This window comes from Blautia sp. AF19-13LB (assembly GCF_003479105.1).
Lineage (GTDB): Bacteria > Bacillota > Clostridia > Lachnospirales > Lachnospiraceae > Fusicatenibacter > Fusicatenibacter saccharivorans.
In genome coordinates this window covers 33798-52114 of the sequence record NZ_QUGO01000019.1, presented here as the reverse complement: position 1 = coordinate 52114, position 18317 = coordinate 33798, and the positions used below count along the sequence as shown (strand labels likewise).

The window sequence follows — 18317 nt, the reverse complement described above, 5'->3', positions numbered from 1 at the left end:
TCCTGTACAGACAAAAAGGAGGTAACCATACCTCCTTCGTCTGCTTTTTTGTTTTTATTCTTCGATTGTCCAGTCCTGAATATTCCAGAAAATACCAACGCCGTGGTGGCCCAGCACCGTGTCTTTGGAAATTCCCTGAATACCGGAATCTGCCACATAATTTGCATCAATATAACAGATGAATGCATAGGCCGGATCTTCTGCCAGTTCTTCCTGGAATTTTCCGTAATATTCTTTCCGCACTTCCGGATCGTCACTCTGGCGGGCAAGAGACAGATACTCATCTACTTTTTCATTGGAATAGCTCGAATAATTCGCCCCTTTGTCCGTGCCGAAAACCTTATATGTATGATCATCCGCATCGAACGGGCTTCCCCAGCCGATCAGGCAGGCCATCTGTCCGCCCCAGTCCATCTGTGCCGGAATTTCTACGGTACAGTTGATTCCGGTTTCCCGGAGCTGCTGTGCTGCTGCCTGGGCAATATCAATACGGTCCTGCTCGCCGGACATTACGCTGATCACAAAGCCGATTTCTTCTCCGTCACGTTCATAGAAACCATCGCTGTTTCTGGTGCATCCGGCCGCTTCCAGAATTTCCTGTGCTTTTTCCGGATTGTAATCATAATGTTCTACGTTTTCGTTATTGTAAATGTTCCGCTGCAGCGGACTGTATGCCGCCATTCCCTCGCCAAGAAGCACAGAATCGATAATGGCCTGGCGGTCAATCGAATAACAGACGGCCGGAATGATATCCCTGTTTTTCGTCCAGTAATCATTCGCAAAGTTAAATAAGATTCCGCGGTAATCTGCCGTTGTCATGTCGTAGCAGGTAAAACCGTCTTTTTCTTTGAAATTCTGCGCATTTTTCGGGTCAAGCAGCGCCAGATCCAGTTCGCCGGATTCCAGCTGCATCGCCTGTGCATTATCATCTGGTACAATTTTGAAAATGACCTTGTCAATCTTTGGTGCCCCAAGGTAATAATTTTCATTTTTTGTCAGAACGATCGACTGGCCTTCATCCCAGCTTTCCAGCTTGTACGGACCTGTTCCGACCGGTGCTCGGAAGAAATCCGACTCCTGCATATTTTCACCTTCCAGCAGGTGCTTCGGCAGGATGGCCATCGTCATGTATTCCAGGAAAGCCACGTTCGGCTCGGAAAGGCGGAAGGAAACGGTGCTGTCATCTATAACTGTAATCTCTTCTACATCCTCATAATTTGGTGCATTTTCAGATCCGTTTTCCGGATCCATGATCGCTTCGATGGTGAATCTCACATCATCCGCCGTAAATTTTTCTCCATCATGCCATTGGATGCCGTCCCGGATATGAAAGGTGTAGGTGCAGGTTTCTGCATCGTACTCCCATTTTTCTGCCAGACCCGGAACAATGTTGTCATCCGCATCGTGTGCGGTCAGTCCGTTGAACAGCAGCAGATTAATTTCACCGTGCTCATCCATCGCCGGATTAATCCTGGTATAATCAGCAGAACCGTAAACTAGGGTCGTCTCTTCCTCCCCTGTCTGGCCGGAAGAAACTTCCGTCTCTGTTTTCGACAAATCTGTACTGTTGCTGTTTTTCCCGCTGTCCTGACCGCATGCCGCAAGGGATGCTGCAAGAGACACCATCAGCATCAAAGATAATATTTTCTTTTTCATCCTTTTCCTCCCATTTTCAGACCGTTTTTACCCGGACTGACCGCTTTTTTGCTTTGTACTCCCATGATCTGCGCGCCTGATCCATGTACTGTTCGTTCATTATATTTGATATTTCAGGCTCTCACAAGCCGGGTGGGGGGATATTTTTTTCTTTTCTTGTAAAGTTAATCGTCTCATGCAGAGGGAGTTGCCCGTTTCTTTTTTGTTATCCTATTTTCTTTACCCTATCACATCCGTAACCGCATTCACCGCTTTCGCCACAAAGCTGATCGTCTTTTCATTGAACACTTCCCCGTCTTTTGAGATCGAAACGTGTGCGAGTCCGATCTCATCTTTCTCGCTCGCTTCGGTGCTGCCCATGAGGGTTGTCCATTTGATATGGACATCGTCGGCAGTGATGGCGTGGTCGCATATTACGATGTACTGTGCTTCATCGAACAGCGGCGAATTGGATTCCGCATAGACGATGATGTCGTTGTTTTTTTCCTGATAGACGCGCACGGTATAATTTACCAGGTCTTTTTCATCCGTAATATAGTCCTTGTTCGGCGATACGGTTTCTTCGCAGATCAGGCTTGCATCTTTTGGAATGGTATTCTTCTCTTTCGTTTTGGTCATCCCGATCATCAGCATACAGTTGCAGAGCGCTGCGATCAGAACTGCAAGCAGCAGGATTTTTATTCTATGTTTCATTGTTTTCTCTTCCTCTTCCCATGTCATAGTTTGTCACTGATGTTTCATTTCCATTATATATGATTCCCCCAAAATAAGAAACGCAAAAATGCATCCGCCCCCGTAAAACCTTTTTGAAAAAATTTCTCAATGAAAAAGTTTTCTATTTTGTTCCAAATATGTTATGCTATACTGTCCGTTAGGCAATTCTAACTCGATGTACTCTCGTAATAAAGGAGGAACTGCATGCCTTTAAATTTAACCGATTTCAATCAGTTTTACGTCATCAATAAAATCTGCGGCCAGGAAAAACAGCGCCATTATCTGGAGTCGCTGGGGTTTGTTCCCGGGGCCAGGATTTCGATTCTAAAGAAAAAATTTTTACGCTTCTCAATAACAGAAGCGAAGAAAAACAGTACGCCTTTCTGATGACGGATGTCGACAATTTTCATCTGCTCAACGATTACTGGGGTTATGAGACGGGTACGAACATTCTGAATTTCATCCTGAAAAAGCTGGAACTCTTTCCGCAGACACTCTTTGTGAACCGCTATCACTCCGATATCTTTGTCGGCATTATCGATATCACCTGGCAGGATCCGGCCGTGGTGCGGGAAAAGATTTCCGCCTATCACAAGCAGGCGATCCGCTTCTTCCACGACCGGAATATCCGCATTTCCATGGACGATTTTGGGTCTGGATATTCGTCCTTAAATTCGCTGAAGGATATTCTGTTTGATGAAGTTAAAATTGACAAACATTTCCTCTCGGCGGGCCTCTCCGAAAAAGGAAAAATTGTGCTGGAAGAGATGTTCCATCTTTTAAAACGCACAGACAAATGGATTGTCTGCGAGGGTGTGGAGACGAAAGAGATGGTAGATTTTCTGATCGCCGAAGGATGCGACGAGCTGCAGGGATTCTATTATTATAAACCGATGGAACAGAAAAAATTTGAAGAGCTGATCGCTTGACAAAGTTCGAATTCTATACTATGGTTATCTTACCCGGTAGTTACTACCGATTCAATTCTGTTATGAACTTTGTTGGGAGGTATGCATGATGTATTCCATGAAAGAAGCCTGCGTTCAGACAGGCATGTCGTATGAAACCCTGAAATTTTACTGCAAAGAAGGCCTCGTCCCGAACGTAAAACGTGACAGCCACAATTACCGCGTTTTCGACGACCGCGACATCAAATGGATCCAGAGCCTCGGCTGCCTGAAGCGCTGCGGCATGACGCTGGCGGAAATGAAAGAATATCTCGCCTACTGCCTCGAAGGTCCATCCTCCATTCCGGAGCGTAAAGAAATTCTCGCGGTAAAAAAAGAAGCGTTGCTCGCATCGATGGAAAAACTGCAGAAAGCCATCGATTATATTGACTGGAAACAGAATTTTTACGATGATGTCCTGTCGGGAAAAATCGAATATCACAGCAATCTGATTTCCGATGAAGAGATTGCACAGAAGGCACAGTAGTCCTTCCTATCCTATGCAAAAAACGGCGCCGATCTTTTTACAGATCAGTGCCGTTTTCTCATTTTTTCTCTTCTTTCCTCCACCGTCTCCATGCGTCGTCTGTGGAGCTATTCATTTACTTCGGCTGCGGTCCGCATACTCTGTCCGAAATCGACGATGTGCCACAGGATTTTTGCTCCCAGGATAAAGGATCCGTAGATGGCTGCATCCAGCGGGCCGTACCAGAAATGCCAGTAATGTGCCAGCGGCAGCAATGTGATTTCCAGCAGGCAGGTATGCAACTCTGTTGAATTTATCTCTTCAATCATGTCATCATCTCGTCACGTAAGTGACGTGATTAATTTTCTCGAATATTATATGTTTTTCCGTCTCAGATCCGATCCAGCACTTCCCCAATATCCCCTTTAATGCACACCGCTCTGTCACGGATCAGATCCGGGACACGCATATCGCTGGTGTTGATGCAGACATAAAGATTATCTTTATCTTCTGCTGTCATGCTGAAAAATGGATATTTGATGATTCCCGGCGTGTTGTATCCCACGCCGAGTTCCAGATACAGGATATGGCCTCTGTTGTGACGAAGCAGGAAATCGATGCGTCGGCTGGATGCCTCATGCCAGCCTTTATCTTCCACAAACGTGTCATCCGCGCGCAGATTCATGCTCATCGGTTTTCCGCAGTGTGGGCAGTACGGCACCAGTTCGGATGGGATCCGCATGCTCAGGTTTCCGTTCTCCGGCGGAACAAGGCTTCCGTCTTCCAGGATCTGATACCCCTGGGCAAGCAGCATCTTTCGAATGATTTCTTCATTGTCATACTTTTCCTTGCAGCACGGCTCAGAGCACTGAAACAGGCCGTAATCTCCCTGCGTGTAAAACAAACGGTTTTTATCAAATCCGGCTTTCTGGAAGCAGTGGTCTACATTTGTGGTGATGACAAAATAGCTCTTATTTTTCATCAGGCTGAGCAGTTTCTGGTAAACCGGTTTTGGCGCGTCCTGATAACGGTTGATGTAAATGTATCTGCTCCAGTACGCCCAGTATTCTTCCAGCGTATCATAAGGGTAGAAGCCGCCAGAATACATATCGTGGAAACCGTATTTCTGTTCAAAATCTGCAAAATATTTCCGGAACCGCTCACCGCTGTAGGTAAATCCGGCCGATGTCGAAAGCCCAGCCCCGGCTCCTATTAAAATCGTGTTTTTTTCCTGCAGTGCGGTGCGAAAACGCTCCATCTTTTTTTCAAATTCTCTTTCTTTCCAACTTTCAAACATCACAAATTCACCTCTTCTTTTCTTTCTGCTTTTGTTCCCCATTCTTCAGCGATTACTTTTCTCCCAGCAGCTCCTCATAAATCTCCCGGTCGCGGTCCTTGAACACGTTGAAAATGACCTTCTCCACGCTCGTCTCTTTCTGCGCCAGAAACTCTTTCACCGTCGCAACGGCAGTCTCCGCTGCTTTCTCGTTCGGAAAATGAAATTCTCCAGTGGAAATGCAGCAGAACGCCACGCTTTTCAGTCCGTTCTCCGCCGCAAGTGACAGGCACGACCGATAGCAGTCCGCCAGCTGCCGGCAGTGTGTTTCCGTCAGATGGCCGCCCACAATCGGTCCAACCGTGTGGAGCACATAGCGGCACGGCAGATTATACGCCGGCGTGATTTTCGCCTGCCCCGTCGGCTCCGCATGGCCCTGCGCTTCCATCATCTCCTCGCAGTACAGCCGAAGCTGCACACCCGCAAACGTATGGATGCAGTTGTCAATGCACCGGTGATTCGGCACGTAACAGCCGGTCATCCCGCTGTTCGCCGCATTCACAATCGCATCGCACCGGAGCGCGGTGATATCGCCCTGCCAGAGATACAGCCCCTGCTGCACCGGCGTAAGGTCGTCGACATTCGTCACGCCCTTTTTTGCCGTCTCCTCCTGCAGATACGCATCCTGAATGTTCAGAAATTCTGCACTGCTCTTTTTCACCATGCGCACATTCATCAGCCCCCGCAGAAGCTGTCTCTGCCCGGTGCTGTCAGACGGAATCTGCATTCCGCGGTACTCCCGGCTCTCTTCCAGCAATGACTGGATCAGAAAATTTCTTCGTTCACTCTGGTTCATGTTATTCCCTCATTTCCATCGTTTCTATAGACTTTATCTTATCACTATTCCCATAAAATCTGTAGCTAAAATAAGGGGACTACTGCCCTCTTTTGCGAATCGTTCCTCTCGGACACGTCTCCGCGCATCGGCCGCAGTGCAGGCACTGGTGCTGGTCGATGACGGCCGGGATGCGGGTGATGTCGATGCATTCTCCCTCGGCCTCGTACACGCGGAACACCTCAAGTGCCGCGCGTGTATCGCCGGGATAAATTTTCTGCATGTATGGATTTTTTCCGAAAATTTCATCCAGCTTTTCACTGTGGATGTTCTGGATTCTGCCGCGGAGAGAGACTGCTTTTTTATCTTTCGTCGCAGAAATTGCCACATAGCCCTGCTCCATGAGCTGTGCATAAAAGGCTTTTCCTTTTGCCGTCAGAAAATACACTCCTTTCTTGTCCCACAGCATCATATCGATCACACGGGTCTGTGGATGACCGTCTGCACCGATCGTCGCCATCGTGGTTGAGTGCATCTCCTCTACTAACATCTTCAGATAATCATTTCTCTCCATAGCGGCAGATTCCTTTCTCTTTTTACTTCAAATTCATAGCGACAGATTAAAACTCGTACGGCGGGTTTCCGGAAAAGTCTGCGATTACACCGTGTGCATTGTTCAGATAGAATACCTCGAAAATCGGGTTGTCAGCGGTTTGGTACTGGCCTTTTACAATCGGATTTCCCATGCACATTTCTTTTGCAGCCATGTTGTTTTCAAATACAGCTTTTCCGTTCAGACGGATCCATGCATAGGATGGGCTGGAAGTGGAAATTTCAATTTCCGGATTTGCCAGCATATCTTTATAAACATCTTTTGTGTTGTTGGTACAAAACCACAGTTTTCCTTCCATTTCGCCAATAAACATAAACGGACGGCATTTTGCTTTTCCATCGCGCCCTACAGTTGCTAAATACTGTACCGGGTTTTCTTTTAAGAATTCTACTACTTTACTCATGATGATGTCCTCCATTTTCGTTTTTTGATTTTGTTTTTGAGCTTGTTTCTTATGATTTGGTTTCGGCCTTTTTCGAATGCGCTCCAGACCTTTTTTCTCGAAAGGATTGCTTTTTTCTTTCGATGGCTTTATAATAAGCCCAAAGCGTCTTAACGTAAAGCAAGCACAATATTGTGCTGTAGTTACCAAAAGGAAACTATTGTGTAAATACAAGGTTTTCCGTGCTTACTTTTACAAGAAAATCTTTATGAAATGGAGGTTTTTTATGTCAGTTTCTGAAAAAAACGCAACATCTTTAGCCGATCTCCCGGCCTGCCCGGTAGAGACTACCTTAACCTTAATCAGTGATAAATGGAAAGTCCTGATTCTCCGTGATCTGATGCCAGGCACCAAACGTTTTGGCGAATTAAAAAAATCCATCGGTCACGTTTCCCAGAAGGTTCTGACGAGCCAGCTCCGTCAGATGGAACAGAGCGGGCTCGTCAGCCGTAAAGTTTATGCAGAAGTTCCGCCGCGGGTAGAATATACCCTCACCGACCTGGGCTACAGCCTACAGCCAATCATGGATGCCATGTGGAGCTGGGGAGAAAATTATAAGAAAAAACTCTCCGCCGAAGAATCCGAAACCGCCTGATATTCATTTGTTTTTTGCAAAAAAAATGTCTCAAAACCAGTCTTTTGTTTTGAGACATTTTTATTTTTTATTTTTCCCGGAAATTCGGACTGTTTTCTTTCAGCACCACTGTTTCCCAGCTTCCGATTGTTCCATCATACTGTCCGTTCCACACCGGATACTGTTCGACCGGAAGTTTGATTTCCACGGCATTCCGATTAAAGTTCTGTACGAACACATACCGGATTCCATTCTTTTCGCGCGTTGTAACCTCCACGCCATCCGGAATCTCTTTCACCACCGATGTGACACCTGCTTCTTCTGCCAGTTTTCCGCAGAGCTCATCGTACAGACCCTGTTCAAAACCGGCACAGATCTGATATGCTTTTCCTGCGCCATACTGGTTTTCTGTCAGTGCAGGCATTCCTGCATAAAAATCTTTTCCATAAGTCATCAGCACTTCTGCTGTCGATGGTTTCACCAGTTCACAGAGATTGCTGCACCGGTACGTCCGGGTCAGATGCAGACGGTTTTGCGGGACCGGAACTCCTTCGTTCCATTCCCCATCGTACAGGCCGTCAATCTCCATGCTCCGAAGTCCCATTACATCCAGCAGTCCGTGCGGCGTTCCGCCAAGGAAACAAAGATCCGTCTCATCTACAATTCCGGACCAGTACGTTGCCAGGAAAGTGCCGCCTCCGGCCACAAACTGCCGTACTTTTTCCACCCATCCTTCCCGCTGCAGATAAACCACAGGCGCTGCCACGATCTGATAGTCCGAAAGGCCCTGCGTTTCATCGATGACATCAACATCCAGGCCGAGTCTGCGGAAGGCGCGGTATGATTTTTCCACGGTTTCTTTGTAAAACAGGCCCTGATTCCGTGGCCCTGCCGCATCTTCCAGTGCCCACCGGTTTTCGGTGTCATAAATCACAGCCACTTTCGGACTGCAGATGGCACCGGAAAGTTCCTGCATCTGCGCCAGGGTTTCTCCTACCTTTGTCACTTCCCGGAATACACGGGTGTCATCTCCTCCATAATGGTCTATCACCGCTCCATGAAACTTTTCGGAAGCTCCACGGCTCTGGCGCATCTGGAAATACAGGACGCTGTCTGATCCGTGCGCCACGGCCTGCATGGATGCGGCATGCAGCATGCCCGGCTTTTTCAGTTTGCTGACCGGCTGCCAGTTTGTTGCGGACGGACAGCTCTCCATCAGATAAAACGGCTTTTTCTGGATACTGCGCATGATATCATGCTGCATCGCCGTATCTGCTGCCGTAACTGCTTCCGCTTCTTTGTGCCAGGTCGGATAATTGTCCCAGGAAACAAAATCAACAATGTCGGCAAACTTGTGATAATCCAGTCCCTTGAAATCATACATCATATTGATGGTCGTAGGCTGTTTGGCACCGGCATCCCGCAGCGCGCTGATCTCCCATTTCACAAAATCGGCTGTCTGATCTGTTACAAATCGTTTCCAGTCCAGATTCAGTCCGTGCAGCGATGCGTCTCCTTTTGGCGACGGACTCTCCACCTGATCAAAACTCTGGTATGTATGACTCCAGAACGCCGTGTTCCATGCATGGTTTAAGGCCTGTAAACTGCCATATTTTTGTTTTACCCAGTTCCGAAATGCCTCCTGGCAGAGCGGACAATGGCACTCTCCGCCTAGTTCATTCGAAATATGCCATGCAATGACGCCTGGATGATCCCTGAACGCTTCTGCCAGTTTTGTATTGATCTTTCTCGTTTTTTCCCGGTACACCGGCGAGGTATAGCAATGGTTATGACGCTCTCCGTACAGATTTCTCTGCCGCATCGCATCCATGCGGAGTACTTCCGGATATTTCTGTGCCATCCAGCGCGGTCTTGCCGCTGTCGGTGTAGCCATCATGACGGAAATTCCATTTTCATACAGACGGTCTACCATTTTTTTGAGCCATTCCAGATCAAACACACCTTCTTCCGGCTCCAGGAATGCCCAGGAAAAGATGCCGAGGGAAACTTCATTTATTTTCGCTTTTTTGAAATACGCAAGATCTTGTTCCAGAATTTCCGGATATTCCAGCCATTGTTCCGGATTGTAATCTCCGCCATGCAGAAGTTTTCCAAAATTTATATTCTGTCTCATGAAAATCTCCTTTTATTCTCAAATGCCTCGGAATGTAAAGGTAAATTCCAGTTTCTGGTCAACCGGAATCAGGTATTCCGGATGGGTCTGTGCACCCCAGCTGTCGTCTCCTCCGACACCCATCTGCTGTTTTGCCACGCGCACAACCGTATAATGTACCTGCGGCAGTTCATATGGATGCATCGCATTTTCCAGCTCGTGCGGCGTATACGGCAGTGCGGAAAATTCCATCTTGTCGCCGCTGAACATCATACCGCGGCCTTTGCGGTTCGTCACGGTTGCCCAGCGTACACCAACCTTGTTGCCGCACTCCTGCGGAACGAGATATTTCGCCATATTGTCTTCGACTTTATTCTTATAAACGCCAAGCTTTGCTCCGGCGCAGCGGTCCACATACGTCTCCTCCGGTCCCATGCCGTACCAGGTAACGTGGTCGTAATCGGCATCCAGCTTGAACATCACGCCGAATTCCGGCATATCGCCGAGCTCTTTCACCGGATCATACGTCAGCGTCGTCTGAATACTTCCATCGCCGAAGACACGGTAGGTCAGACGGCACTCACTCGCCGGTGTGGTCGGCATTACATAGCGGTAGCTGACTTCTGCGCAGTCCTCGTGTACTTCGATTTCCGGCGCATACAGTCCCGGATAATGGCTGCCGTTCGGATATTTGTGGGACAGATACATCGAAGCAATCTTCCACTGGCTGTAACGCATCGGCATCAGGCTTCCGCAGTCATTGTCGATCGGCGCACGCCAGAAGTTCGGTTTCGGAATCATTTTGATCATCTCAACGCCGCCGTAACGGTACGATACGAGTCCGCCGTTCAGATCGGAGAACATCACATCGAAATTCTCGCCGCGCACACCAAAATCATGGTTGGAACGGATCACTTCAAATTTCGCCGGTTTTTCTGCTTTCGCCGGTGCTTCCACTTCATAAACGCCCTGTCCAAATGCAACTTCATGGCCGCGCTTGCCCCATACGGTATCTTCTTTCAGGCGGAAGGAAACGGTCACCGCATACTCTCCCGGAAGTGTCTGTACCGCGATCGGCAGCTCCACCGTTTTTTCCGAAAGCGGCTCCACCGAAACTTCCATCGGCACTTCTTTCAGTTTCTTTCCTTCTTTTTCGAGAAGTACTACGCATGCAAATGTATCGGTATTCACAAACAGGTTTTTATTTTTTACAACCGCCTTGTCTTTCTGCACGTCAATGGAAATATTCTGATAGCAGAATTTTACTTCCTGCATCTTCGGAGACGCGTCGCGCTCGCCGCCGTATACGATACCATTTCCACTGAAGTTATAATCACACGGATGGTCGTCAAAATCACCGCCATACGCCTGGAACTCTTTTCCGTAGCGGTCTTTTTTATAAATCGACTGATCGATATAGTCCCAGATAAAGCCGCCCTGGAACATTGGCTCTTCCTCGGTCAGATCCATATATTTCTTCATCGCGCCGCAGGAATTTCCCATGGCATGGGCATACTCACAGCAGACGTACGGTTTTCTGCGGTCTTTCGCTAAAAATTCCCGGATCTCGTTGACCGTGGTGTACATCCGGCTTTCCATATCGCTGGTGTCGTTGTATCTGCGGTCATCGTTCACTCCCTCATAATGGACAAGGCGGGTCGGATCCATCTTCCGGTATAACTGAGACATTTCAAAAATAACCTTTCCGCCGAACGATTCATTTCCGCAGGACCAGATCAGAATCGCCGGATGGTTTTTGTCTCTCTGATACATCGAGTTGACACGGTCCAGCATGCAGTCCATCCACTCCGGACGGTCGCACGGTACGACACCGGAGAAATCCCCGTTCCGTACCGCATCCGTATCTCTCGTTCCATGGGACTCCATGTTGCACTCCGCGATCATGTAAAGACCGTATTCATCGCACAGATCATAAATGCCGACCGCATCCGGGTAATGGCAGGTACGGATTGCATTGATGTTGTTCTGTTTCATCGTTGTCAGGTCTTTGATCAGCTCTTCTCTCGAAACGACACGGCCGGATACGGAGCTGAACTCGTGGCGGTTGACGCCTTTAAAGACAATGCGTTTTCCATTCAGCATCATGATGTGGTCTTTCATCTCAAAGCGGCGGAATCCGACTCTCTGCGGAATCAGTTCCTGCACTGTTCCATCCTCTGCGGTGACTTCCAGCAGAAGATCATACAGCACCGGTGTCTCTGCGGACCACAGTTCCGGGTGATCGACTTTCAGAACAAACTGTGTTTCCCCATCCAGCACACCTTCGGTGCTCTGCAGTGCCGTTCCGTCTTTTGACAGGGTAATTTTTACTTTTCCTTTTCCGATCGTTTTCGTATCAATGACCAGATCTGCCTTCGTAAACGTATCATCCAGCAGCGTCTGTACTTTCAGATCCGAAACGTGAACCTCCGGAATCGTGTACAGATACACATCACGGTAAATACCGGAGAAACGGAAGAAATCCTGATCCTCGCACCAGCTTCCGCTCGTCCATTTGAAAACCTGCGCAGCCAGTTTATTTTCGCCCTCTTTCAGATACGGGGTCAGTTCAAACTCGGACGGAGTAAACGTATCCTCGCTGTAGCCAAGGAACGTTCCGTTCAGCCATACGGCAATACCGCTCTCTGCTCCCTGGAAGGAAACAAAAAGCCGTTTTCCTTTCATCTGATCCGGCACTTCAAAATATTTCACATAGGAAGCCGTCGGATTGAACCGCTCCGGAATCTCGCCCGGCTGGATTTCTTCTCTTCCTTCCCACGGATACTGCACATTGGCATACTGCGGTGCGTCGTATCCCTCCATCTGGATATGCGCCGGCACGCGGATATCATCCCATTTTGTGCAGTCATACTCCGGTGTCTCAAATCCCGGAATCGTGCTCTCGTAGTTCTTTGCATAGTGGAATTTCCACAGTCCATTCAGACTGTGACGGAAGTTTTCCACATGCTGCTCCATTTCTTCCACCGATCCATAATACCTGTGATCGGAATGCGCCGGTACCCGGTTCTCTCCATAATACGTCGGGTCCTTCACTTTTTCATACTGAAATACACCCATTTTTATTTTCCTCCTTCTGGAATTTTATTTTCTTTGATCTTTTGAAAAAAGGTGGATATTCATCCAAATATCCACCTTTTCTGTTCGATTCTTTTTCTTATTTTACAGCACCTGTGATACCTTCTGTGAAGCTCTTCTGGAAGCAGAAGAAAATGATTGCTGTCGGGATCGTACAGATGAATACGCCGAGCATCAGCACGCCATAATCTACAGTGTAGCCGCCGAGCAGGTTCGCTACCAGCATCGGCATGGTAATGGAATCATTGTTCTGCAAGATAACCTTTGGCCACAGATAGTTGTTCCATGCATTCATGAAGGTGATAATCGTTGCTGCCGCATAGGTCGATTTCATGGTCGGCATATACATGCGGAAGAAAATTCCTGTCTCGCTTAAACCATCCAGTCTTGCCGCTTCGATGATATCGTGCGGGAAAGAACGGGAAGCCTGACGGAACATCATAATCATAAACGGAGTGGAAATCGAAGGAAGCATAAATGCTACCATCGTGTTGACCATTTTTAACTGTGAAAACATGCGGAACATCGGGATCATGATTGCTGCAAACGGGATCATCATCGCAGTCAGAAGCACGGTAAATACCGCATCTTTCGCTTTGTCATGATAAATTTCAAATCCATAACCTGCGATTGAGCAGACCAGAAGACAAAGGACCGTCAGTACCGTTGCATTCCGGAACGAGTTCCACAGTGCAAGACGCAGGTTCTGCTGCGCAATCAGTGACTTGAAGTTTTCCATCAGATAAGTACCCGGAATCAGTTTTCCGGCAATAACATCAATACTTCTGTTCGTAGACGCGCAGAACATATAGTACAGCGGAAATACAGAAAGGAGGGATGCTACCGTTAAAACCAGATACATGAAGAATTTCTTTGTTTTTCCCATTATCGCTCGTCACCTACTTTCATCTGAAGCAGTGCCAGAATGGCTACCATGATCAGGATCAGGATGGACATTGCTGCCGCATAGCCAAAGTTCGGGCTCTGTACAAAGGACATATTGTAAATATAATGAGACATGGTCATGGTTGATTTTCCAGGACCTCCGTTTGTCAGGTTCAGGGACTCATCGAACAGCTGCAGAGTACCGTTGGTAGAAGTAATTGTGGTCAGCAAAATCATCGGTTTTAACAGTGGAACGGTGATCTTGAAGAAAGTCTGCAGCGGGCTTGCGCCGTCGATTTTGGCTGCTTCGTAGATCGAATATTCAATGTTCTGCATACCGGAGAGATAGAAGACCATGTTGTATCCGGTCCATCTCCAGATCAGGGCGATGATGATAACCGCACGGGCTGTCCACGCATTGGAGAACCACATGATCGGGTTCATGCCGAGGCCGCGGAGAACGGTGTTGATAAAACCGTCATTTGCAAACAGGGAACGGAAGATCATCGCGTAAGATACGAGAGATGTTGCGCACGGCAGGAAAATGCAGGTACGGAACAGTCCCTTAAAACGCAGATCTTTGTTGTTCAGCATGGAAGCAAACATCAGGCCGAGGATCAGCATGATCGGCACCTGAATAATCAGATAAAAGAAGGTGTTGCTTAAGGTCTGTTTAAAGGTCGGGTCTTTTAAAATACGGGCATAGTTTGCAAATCCGTTGAATTTCAGGTTGATGCCCATACCTGTCTGTAAAGACAGGATGAATGCCTGAATCATCGGATAAAAGCTCATCCATGCGATCAGGATCGTTGCCGGCATCAGGAAAGCCCAGCCGGTAAGATTCTGTTTTCTTTCCAAGTTCATTCCTTTTTTCTTCTGACTGCTCATGGAATCTTCCTTTCTTTTTTTACCTGGCGTGTGTTTGAAAAAATCTTTTTGCAGACAACATTTCATGTTCTCCTGCAGAAATCATTTTTCAAACACACACCGCATAGATACAGAACGGGCCTGCTTCTGTCTGTCCAGGAAGCAGACCCGTTTCTTATCGTCCTACTTTTTTATGTATTGCAGGATATCAGCCACCCATGTTGAACTCTACAGTTTCCTGTGCGGTCTGAAGTTCGCTGTCCATATCTGCTCCTGTCTGGATGATATTGGAAAGTGCGGTTCCGACAGCATCACGTGCATCGTAGTAGAATGCTCCAGTGATGTTGGATGGAGTCTTGGTTGCGAAATCAACGATTTTTGCATAAACCGGGTCATCACTGAAGAATGCAACTGGCTGTGCATATGCTTCGGAATCTCCTGCCGGTGCCCAGGTTGCCAGAGCGCCTTTTGCGATGATGTCATCGTAAAGAGCTGTGCTGCCTGCGAAGGTAGATTTCATAAAGTCAATGGCAAGATCGGTTTTCTTGCAGTTGGAAGAAATTGCCCAGGAAGAACCACCGTTGTTGGAGTAGTTGGTTGCTCCGTCGATGCCGTCCAGTTTTGGCATATTGGTGAGCGCCCATTTACCGGACTGATCTTCGTTTGCTGTGATGGAAGCCATAATCCAGCATCCGTTGATAACGCCTGCTGTGGTTCCGTTGTTGATGGATGCAATGTACTGATCCCAGTCAGTAACCTCTACAAGAGTGCCATCTTTTACCATCTGGCTGTAAATCTCAAGGATTGGTTTCAGTGCTTTGTTGTCTACGATGTTGACAGATCCATCTTCGTTGAAAAGGGACTCACCGCAAGACTGCAGCATTTCCATAACAAGGTCCGGAGATCCGGCCTGAGATGTCAGGATCGGCTGGCCTGTTTTCTCTTTGACAACTTTTGCTTTCTCCATAAAGTCATTCCAGGTGATATCTGTGAAATCATCTACGGTGAAGCCTGCCTGCTCCAGCATATCAGTACGCAGGCACTCGATAACGGCACCATTGTCGAACGGAATTCCGTAGTTCTTCCCATCCAGAGTAGAGTAAGCAACTTTTGCGGATGAGAATTCGCTGAAATCAATTCCGGAATCGGTCAGATCGGTGAAGATGTCCGGATAGTTGGTTGCATATTTCTGGAAGGAGTTATCCTGCATCAGGAAGATATCCGGCAGAGTGCTTAAGTCTCCTGCGGAAACTGCTGTGGTCAGACGGGTTTCAATGTCGTCGGACTGTACTTCGCTGACTTCTACTTTGAATCCTTCGTGATCCTGTGCATAAATTTCAGCTGCTTTCTTGATCGCGTAAACGTTGAAGTTCGGGTCCCAGGTCCATACGGTTAAGGTGTTGTCATCATCAGAGCCGCCCTCTACTACGTCGCTGCTCTCTGATTTTGCAGTGGTTTCACTTGCTGCTGATGCATCGTTTCCGCCGTTGCTGGAACTTGTTGTAGTTCCTCCGCTGGAACCACATGCAGCCAGTCCAAATACCATTGCTGATGCCATTACGATTGATACAATTTTTCTTTTCATATTGCACATCCTCCTTAAGATGTTATTTTACAACCGGAACCTCCGCACTTTTTACAGCACAGAAATTTTTTGGTTGTTTTGTACATTTTTTATGTTTTTATTCCCTCAACATGTACAAAGTATAACATATTTTCCCGTCGTTTGTGCGCATTTTTAACTCTATGTTATGCATTTTCAACCATTTATAGGCATTTTGACGGACATCACCATCCTTCCTGTGTTTTTATATCAAAATTCAACAATTTTCGTTCATAATGTTCCGGTGCACTTCGCCACTGCTGTGGAGATACACCAAGAATCCGGCGGAAATTACGGTTAAATGTAGAAATTGTTGTGAATCCGCTTCGCATTGCAATCTCATTTACAGAAATATTTGTTTTCCGCAGTTCCTTACATGCCGCCCGGATCCGGACCCAGTTAATGTACTCAACCGGCGTCATCCGCATGGATTCCTGAAAAATACGGCGCAGATGTGTTTCGCTGATATGACATACCTCTGCCAGCTCCTCAATTCGAAGAATCTCTTTATAATTTTCTCCAATATAATCCAGCGCAGGCAGAATCAGAGCGATACTGGCATCATCTACAATAGAATTCTTTTCCTGCTCCTCGTCCCTTTCATTCCATCTGGCAATCTGCATCAGAAGCGCTCTGGTCAGTCCTTTCACTTCCTCGAGATAAAATTCCCGTTTTTCACCCATGCATTTAATGATCAGTTTGATCATCTCCGCGACCTCCGGCCTTTCCTCATTTTTCACAAAATGGGCCTTCTGGTTAATACGCGCAATCAGCTTTTGTGCCATGCGCATATTGCCCTTATACAGCTCTGTAATAAATCCTTCCACATCCACAAACACCCATGCCCAGGAACATACACTGTTTTCTTTTGAGTTTGTTGTATGCGGAAAGTTTTTCGGCACCACCGTAAACATACCGCCATGATACGGCAGTTCCTCATCTTCCAAAACAATCGTTCCCTCACCGTAATAGCAGAAACCGATCTCCATCAGGTTATGAAAATGCAGATAATCAATCTGGTACCCATAATTCTGCAACCATTTTTCTCCCTGCAGCACCAGCACCGGGCATTTTTCCGGCACTTCGTAATAGCGGTATTCCATTCTGGGCTTTTTCTTTCTGCTCATATCCGTACCTGCTTATTCTACTTTTTTCTGAATCATCGCCAGAAACACGAGCGGTTCTTCCCCTGCGCAGGAAACCGCATGGCCGCTGCCGTCCTCGCAGAACGTCGTCATGCCCGCCTGCACCGGGTAGGTTTTGTCGTTATCCTGATACATACCCGCACCGGACAGGATGTGATACGCTTCTGTCTCCCCATGATGCTCATGATACGGAAGCTCATCACCCGGTAAAATCGTTACTTTTGCAAAGAGTGTCACCTTTCCGGAAAGGCGTTCGCCCTCCAGCAATTTTTCTATTGTGTGTCTGTCTGCCATTGTTCATGTCCTCGTTTTCGTAATCTTTTTTTGTTTTCCCTGTCTCCATCCTACACCAAATAGCGTAAGATTCGATCTTCTCTGTGTTTTTATTATATTCTCTGCTTCACCGGAAGACAATGAGATTCACCAAAAACGAGCAACTTTTTTCCGTCAGCCTACAATCTTTCCTCTGTCAATCTCCACCGTCGTATCGCACAGTGCTGCGATGTCTTCCCGGTTGTGGCTGGCCAGAAGAATCGTTTTTCCTTCCTCTTTTAACTTCAAAAACAGCTGCCGCATCTCCTGCACGCCCTGGTTGTCGAGACCGTTCATCGGTTCGTCCAGGATCAGGAGGGAAGGTTCTTCCATAATCGCCTGTGCAATGCCGAGACGCTGGCGCATGCCGAGCGAATACTTGCCGACATGCTTTTTCGCTTCCGGATCCAGTCCGACTTTTCGGATAGCCTCATCGATCTCCTTTTTTCCGATCTTCCTGCGGATACCGGCGAGAAACTGCAGATTCTGTCTGGCGCTGTATCCCGGAAGAAAGCCCGGCGTCTCGATGATGGCGCCAATACTCTCCGGCGCTTCGATCTCTTTCCCGATCTGCTTTCCATCCACAAAAACCGCGCCATCATCCACCCGGAGAAATCCGCAGATGCACTTAAACAGTACCGTCTTCCCACTTCCGTTTCTTCCGATCATTCCGTGAATTTTTCCTTTTTCAAAGCTCAGGCTGATCCCGTCCAGCGCCGCGTAGCTGCCAAACTTTTTTGTCACGTTTTCTATTCTTATCTTTTCTTCCATTC

19 protein-coding genes are annotated in these 18317 nt (G+C 47.5%); 4 read left to right on the top strand and 15 right to left on the bottom strand.

The features are described 5' to 3' along the window. Positions 1-54: 54 nt before the first annotated feature. Both DWX32_RS16085 and DWX32_RS16080 read right to left on the bottom strand, forming a co-directional pair. A complete protein-coding gene (locus DWX32_RS16085) occupies positions 55-1656 on the bottom strand; it encodes an ABC transporter substrate-binding protein (RefSeq protein WP_199671283.1) in 1602 nt (533 codons plus the stop codon). Between the two features lie 219 nt (positions 1657-1875). Further along, the gene (locus DWX32_RS16080) at positions 1876-2349 is read right to left on the bottom strand and encodes a hypothetical protein (protein WP_117510953.1); all 474 of its coding nucleotides are present in this window, start codon (positions 2347-2349) and stop codon (positions 1876-1878) included. A gap of 225 nt (positions 2350-2574) precedes the next feature. Between DWX32_RS16080 and DWX32_RS16075 the strand changes: the two genes are divergently transcribed. The 3 genes from DWX32_RS16075 to DWX32_RS16065 all read left to right on the top strand — a co-directional run bounded on the left by DWX32_RS16075 (position 2575) and on the right by DWX32_RS16065 (position 3804). Beyond that, positions 2575-2757, top strand: coding sequence for a FeoA family protein (locus DWX32_RS16075; RefSeq protein ID WP_118660577.1), 183 nt, complete (start codon positions 2575-2577; stop codon positions 2755-2757). After that, positions 2757-3299: an EAL domain-containing protein gene (locus DWX32_RS16070; protein ID WP_117801887.1), complete on the top strand. Its 543-nt coding sequence runs from the start codon at positions 2757-2759 to the stop codon at positions 3297-3299. Before DWX32_RS16075 ends, DWX32_RS16070 begins: the two co-directional genes overlap by 1 nt. An 85-nt stretch (positions 3300-3384) precedes the next feature. Then, on the top strand, positions 3385-3804 hold the full coding sequence (locus tag DWX32_RS16065) for a MerR family transcriptional regulator (protein WP_330421837.1): 420 nt from the start codon (positions 3385-3387) through the stop codon (positions 3802-3804). A 107-nt stretch (positions 3805-3911) separates the two neighbouring features. On the opposite strand, the gene DWX32_RS16060 is transcribed toward DWX32_RS16065, so the two are convergent. The 5 genes from DWX32_RS16060 to DWX32_RS16040 all read right to left on the bottom strand — a co-directional run bounded on the left by DWX32_RS16060 (position 3912) and on the right by DWX32_RS16040 (position 6910). Further along, positions 3912-4112 carry a hypothetical protein gene (locus DWX32_RS16060; protein ID WP_118660573.1) on the bottom strand — a complete coding sequence of 67 codons (201 nt, stop codon included), beginning with the start codon at positions 4110-4112 and terminating at the stop codon, positions 3912-3914. Positions 4113-4174: 62 nt separating this feature from the next. Continuing rightward, positions 4175-5080: an SIR2 family NAD-dependent protein deacylase gene (locus tag DWX32_RS16055; protein WP_226906349.1), complete on the bottom strand. Its 906-nt coding sequence runs from the start codon at positions 5078-5080 to the stop codon at positions 4175-4177. A 52-nt stretch (positions 5081-5132) separates the two neighbouring features. Beyond that, positions 5133-5915 (bottom strand): protein-ADP-ribose hydrolase, encoded by a 783-nt coding sequence (locus DWX32_RS16050; protein WP_117801884.1) that lies wholly within the window; start codon positions 5913-5915, stop codon positions 5133-5135. Between the two features lie 79 nt (positions 5916-5994). Then, a complete protein-coding gene (locus DWX32_RS16045; protein ID WP_118660571.1) occupies positions 5995-6468 on the bottom strand; it encodes a pyridoxamine 5'-phosphate oxidase family protein in 474 nt (157 codons plus the stop codon). 46 nt (positions 6469-6514) lie between these two features. Next, complete coding sequence (locus DWX32_RS16040) at positions 6515-6910, bottom strand: pyridoxamine 5'-phosphate oxidase family protein (RefSeq protein WP_117801882.1); 396 nt, start codon at positions 6908-6910, stop codon at positions 6515-6517. Positions 6911-7175: 265 nt separating this feature from the next. On the opposite strand from DWX32_RS16040, the gene DWX32_RS16035 reads away from it, so the two are divergent. Then, positions 7176-7544: a winged helix-turn-helix transcriptional regulator gene (locus DWX32_RS16035; protein ID WP_118660569.1), complete on the top strand. Its 369-nt coding sequence runs from the start codon at positions 7176-7178 to the stop codon at positions 7542-7544. Between the two features lie 67 nt (positions 7545-7611). Here the strand turns inward: DWX32_RS16035 and DWX32_RS16030 are convergent, their stop codons facing one another. The 8 genes from DWX32_RS16030 to DWX32_RS15995 all read right to left on the bottom strand — a co-directional run bounded on the left by DWX32_RS16030 (position 7612) and on the right by DWX32_RS15995 (position 18315). Continuing rightward, positions 7612-9657 (bottom strand): beta-galactosidase, encoded by a 2046-nt coding sequence (locus tag DWX32_RS16030; protein WP_118595793.1) that lies wholly within the window; start codon positions 9655-9657, stop codon positions 7612-7614. 18 nt (positions 9658-9675) lie between these two features. Further along, entirely contained in the window at positions 9676-12714 is a 3039-nt protein-coding gene (locus DWX32_RS16025) for a glycoside hydrolase family 2 TIM barrel-domain containing protein (RefSeq protein WP_117801879.1), read from the bottom strand. 97 nt (positions 12715-12811) lie between these two features. Beyond that, on the bottom strand, positions 12812-13618 hold the full coding sequence (locus DWX32_RS16020; RefSeq protein WP_243001871.1) for a carbohydrate ABC transporter permease: 807 nt from the start codon (positions 13616-13618) through the stop codon (positions 12812-12814). After that, positions 13618-14505 carry a carbohydrate ABC transporter permease gene (locus DWX32_RS16015; RefSeq protein ID WP_022461293.1) on the bottom strand — a complete coding sequence of 296 codons (888 nt, stop codon included), beginning with the start codon at positions 14503-14505 and terminating at the stop codon, positions 13618-13620. The genes DWX32_RS16020 and DWX32_RS16015 overlap by 1 nt, the downstream gene beginning before the upstream one ends. 187 nt (positions 14506-14692) lie before the next feature. After that, a complete protein-coding gene (locus DWX32_RS16010) occupies positions 14693-16069 on the bottom strand; it encodes an ABC transporter substrate-binding protein (protein ID WP_117801878.1) in 1377 nt (458 codons plus the stop codon). A gap of 203 nt (positions 16070-16272) precedes the next feature. Further along, on the bottom strand, positions 16273-17214 hold the full coding sequence (locus tag DWX32_RS16005) for an AraC family transcriptional regulator (protein ID WP_022461295.1): 942 nt from the start codon (positions 17212-17214) through the stop codon (positions 16273-16275). 12 nt (positions 17215-17226) lie between these two features. Next, positions 17227-17526, bottom strand: coding sequence for a cupin domain-containing protein (locus DWX32_RS16000; RefSeq protein WP_118660567.1), 300 nt, complete (start codon positions 17524-17526; stop codon positions 17227-17229). A 153-nt stretch (positions 17527-17679) separates the two neighbouring features. After that, positions 17680-18315 (bottom strand): ABC transporter ATP-binding protein, encoded by a 636-nt coding sequence (locus DWX32_RS15995; protein WP_118660565.1) that lies wholly within the window; start codon positions 18313-18315, stop codon positions 17680-17682. Between the last annotated feature and the right edge of the window lie 2 nt (positions 18316-18317).

Bases quoted from the DNA above. Each gene is read 5' to 3' on its own strand.
- DWX32_RS16085 (WP_199671283.1), bottom strand. From the start codon at position 1,656: ATGAAAAAGAAAATATTATCTTTGATGCTGATGGTGTCTCTTGCAGCA.
- DWX32_RS16080 (WP_117510953.1), bottom strand. From the start codon at position 2,349: ATGAAACATAGAATAAAAATCCTGCTGCTTGCAGTTCTGATCGCAGCG.
- DWX32_RS16075 (WP_118660577.1), top strand. From the start codon at position 2,575: ATGCCTTTAAATTTAACCGATTTCAATCAGTTTTACGTCATCAATAAA.
- DWX32_RS16070 (WP_117801887.1), top strand. From the start codon at position 2,757: ATGACGGATGTCGACAATTTTCATCTGCTCAACGATTACTGGGGTTAT.
- DWX32_RS16065 (WP_330421837.1), top strand. From the start codon at position 3,385: ATGATGTATTCCATGAAAGAAGCCTGCGTTCAGACAGGCATGTCGTAT.
- DWX32_RS16060 (WP_118660573.1), bottom strand. From the start codon at position 4,112: ATGATTGAAGAGATAAATTCAACAGAGTTGCATACCTGCCTGCTGGAA.
- DWX32_RS16055 (WP_226906349.1), bottom strand. From the start codon at position 5,080: ATGTTTGAAAGTTGGAAAGAAAGAGAATTTGAAAAAAAGATGGAGCGT.
- DWX32_RS16050 (WP_117801884.1), bottom strand. From the start codon at position 5,915: ATGAACCAGAGTGAACGAAGAAATTTTCTGATCCAGTCATTGCTGGAA.
- DWX32_RS16045 (WP_118660571.1), bottom strand. From the start codon at position 6,468: ATGGAGAGAAATGATTATCTGAAGATGTTAGTAGAGGAGATGCACTCA.
- DWX32_RS16040 (WP_117801882.1), bottom strand. From the start codon at position 6,910: ATGAGTAAAGTAGTAGAATTCTTAAAAGAAAACCCGGTACAGTATTTA.
- DWX32_RS16035 (WP_118660569.1), top strand. From the start codon at position 7,176: ATGTCAGTTTCTGAAAAAAACGCAACATCTTTAGCCGATCTCCCGGCC.
- DWX32_RS16030 (WP_118595793.1), bottom strand. From the start codon at position 9,657: ATGAGACAGAATATAAATTTTGGAAAACTTCTGCATGGCGGAGATTAC.
- DWX32_RS16025 (WP_117801879.1), bottom strand. From the start codon at position 12,714: ATGGGTGTATTTCAGTATGAAAAAGTGAAGGACCCGACGTATTATGGA.
- DWX32_RS16020 (WP_243001871.1), bottom strand. From the start codon at position 13,618: ATGGGAAAAACAAAGAAATTCTTCATGTATCTGGTTTTAACGGTAGCA.
- DWX32_RS16015 (WP_022461293.1), bottom strand. From the start codon at position 14,505: ATGAGCAGTCAGAAGAAAAAAGGAATGAACTTGGAAAGAAAACAGAAT.
- DWX32_RS16010 (WP_117801878.1), bottom strand. From the start codon at position 16,069: ATGAAAAGAAAAATTGTATCAATCGTAATGGCATCAGCAATGGTATTT.
- DWX32_RS16005 (WP_022461295.1), bottom strand. From the start codon at position 17,214: ATGAGCAGAAAGAAAAAGCCCAGAATGGAATACCGCTATTACGAAGTG.
- DWX32_RS16000 (WP_118660567.1), bottom strand. From the start codon at position 17,526: ATGGCAGACAGACACACAATAGAAAAATTGCTGGAGGGCGAACGCCTT.
- DWX32_RS15995 (WP_118660565.1), bottom strand. From the start codon at position 18,315: ATGGAAGAAAAGATAAGAATAGAAAACGTGACAAAAAAGTTTGGCAGC.